Raw genomic sequence first — 2181 nt, forward strand, 5'->3', positions numbered from 1 at the left:
CAAAACCCAGTCCTGCTCCCCTGGTTAAATCGCCCTGATTGATAGCAGACAAGGCTGCTCCTGTGATGACTCCTGCCAGATGTAAACCGAGAAATAGCTTGAGTATCTTGTGGCGTTCAAAGGCGATCGCTTTGTTAATTACTGCTGTAATAGTTTCTACCCTCCTAGAGGAAGTTCCTACGCCATTACTCTTTGGCTGTTGCGTTGTCGAGAAATCCTGGCTAGGATCTTTTTTGTGGCTGAGGCTGGGTTTTCCATCATGGAATCAAAGGTTTTTCTGACTGCTTTTTCTGATTTATGGACTTCTTCGGCTAATTCCTGCACCGAAAAATCTCTGTGCTTCATATAATCAACGGTCAGGTAATTAAAAGCTGTTAAATTTTGGGCAGCACTGTATTGGGCAGCGATATCAATTGAGGCTAATTGTTGTTCTTGAATATCTGCTAGGGGATTGGTATCTACATAAACATTTTCGGCTGCTGACTCGTTAATTTCTATCTGTTCTCTATCGGTATGAACAAGTCCATTAGTATTGTTAGTTTCAGGTTTGTTACTAATAGCTTGAGCAGGAGTATTAGAAGGTGCTGCAATTGCAGGTGAAAACCCTTCCATTCCGCTTGTATCCTGAATATGCGCGTCAAGTTCGTCGAGTATTTGGATTTGTTCGTCAGTGTATATTTTCTTTCTGCCATCCTTTACTGCTTCCATGTCATACCCTAATTCAATTAAGTATTCACGGCGTTGATAAAAGTAGGTCTTACCAATGCCATATCTATCGGGTAAAGAGGAAGCTGATAGCATAATTGTTAAAAAAGTATGGACATTTCCATCCTCTTACAGAACTAGTTCGTTTGCATCAGTAATGTCGCGGATAATTAATCAGTCATCAGTTATTGTTTATCGGGGTTAAACCAGTTAGTTGTTGGATTTTTCGGATTATTTCCGTCTTTTTGTTCTCGACTTGAATAACGTCCGCTTCCAAACTTTCTCCTTGCTGCCACATACTCAACATTTGCGTAGTTGAACCATTCCCAAACTGGTAGTCAATCTCAATAAGCTGGCGTTGTTGATTGTAGGTAGCTAACTTAGACTGAGCTAAAACATATTCCCTCTCTGCTGTTTCATAATCGAGTACCAGACTGAGAATTTCTTCGTTTAACTCGGATTTAATTTCAGCTTTGCGCCTGTGTAGATTGGCTCGATAGGCTTCTAGTTCTGCACTTTTAACTTCCAGATCGGCGATCGCAATATTATCCTTCTGTACATCTCCACCACCAAAAACATTAGCTGCGATACGGAGGGGATCTGTAGAAAGATAATTAGTCCAGCGTTTCTTTGATGTATGTTCGATCCGTTCACCTGCTACTACTAACCGCTTGTCAATCAGAGCAATTTGTTCGTCTAGGGTTACTAGTTCGGGGGAATTGGCGATCGCTTTTTCAGTTAACTGTTTAATACATTCACGACTACTATCCAAACAGGGTAACTCTGGGTAGTTACTGTTCTGCTTGGGTGGTTTGTCTAGCTTCAGTATTTGGAGTGGATTTGGCTCTGTCGTTGGCGATGGTTGCGCGATGGTCATTGACTGATAAAGTAACAACGGCAGTGAGATTATGGTCAGACTGACCAGTCCATTTAACTTTTTTGATAGTGCCTTCATAGGGTGCTTTGACGGTGCTAAGTTGTTCTATTTGATAGTCGATTTCCTGGATCTGTGTTTCGATTTGGGCTTGGCTGTATTCTCTTTCTGCTAGTAATATTTGGCGTTCAGACTCGGTTTGTTGTAATGATTGATGTTGTTGAGAGAGGGCGATCGCCCGTCGGTTTTGTTCTAGCTGTCTTTGATATTCGATGTATGCGCGGTTTTCTTTAGCGGTGGTTAACTTGCTTTCTTGCACTTCTAGCTGAATTTGGGCTGTAGTTAAAGCAGTTTCTAGGTTTTTCAGGTTGGCTTGTTCGTGTTCGAGAATGAGTTTGAGGTTTTGATCCCCCCTAACCCCCCTTATTAAGGGGGGAACTTCGGAACTTGAGTCAAGTTGGGTGAGGGAGTCGATTTTTTTCTGCTGGAGGGCGAGCGCGTTTTCTGCTTCCTTTAATTTCTGATGTTTGAGTTTGATCTCCGCTTCCTCTTCGGCATAGGAAACTGGGGGCAGTGGGCTAATTTCGGGGATGGGTTTGGGT

Annotated in this window: 2 protein-coding genes and 1 pseudogene; all 3 read right to left on the minus strand. The window is 42.5% G+C overall.

The genetic code is table 11. The features are described from left to right. Window positions 1–177: 177 nt before the first annotated feature. Entirely contained in the window at window positions 178–801 is a 624-nt protein-coding gene (locus C7B62_RS25265) for a hypothetical protein (RefSeq protein WP_199194384.1), read from the minus strand. An 85-nt stretch (window positions 802–886) separates the two neighbouring features. Then, window positions 887–1582 carry a hypothetical protein gene (locus C7B62_RS25270; RefSeq protein WP_233220162.1) on the minus strand — a complete coding sequence of 232 codons (696 nt, stop codon included), beginning with the start codon at window positions 1580–1582 and terminating at the stop codon, window positions 887–889. Then, window positions 1497–2181 (minus strand): annotated as a pseudogene (locus C7B62_RS25275) (hypothetical protein); the annotation flags it as partial. The pseudogene C7B62_RS25275 and the gene C7B62_RS25270, both read right to left, overlap by 86 nt.

The sequence above is a fragment of the Pleurocapsa sp. CCALA 161 genome (assembly GCF_003003995.1).
Classification (GTDB): Bacteria; Cyanobacteriota; Cyanobacteriia; order Cyanobacteriales; family Xenococcaceae; genus Waterburya.

What these genes read in the sequence shown, in the direction of transcription:
- C7B62_RS25265 (WP_199194384.1), bottom strand. Translation starts at nt 801, where the DNA reads ATGCTATCAGCTTCCTCTTTACCCGATAGATATGGCATTGGTAAGACC.
- C7B62_RS25270 (WP_233220162.1), bottom strand. Translation starts at nt 1,582, where the DNA reads ATGACCATCGCGCAACCATCGCCAACGACAGAGCCAAATCCACTCCAA.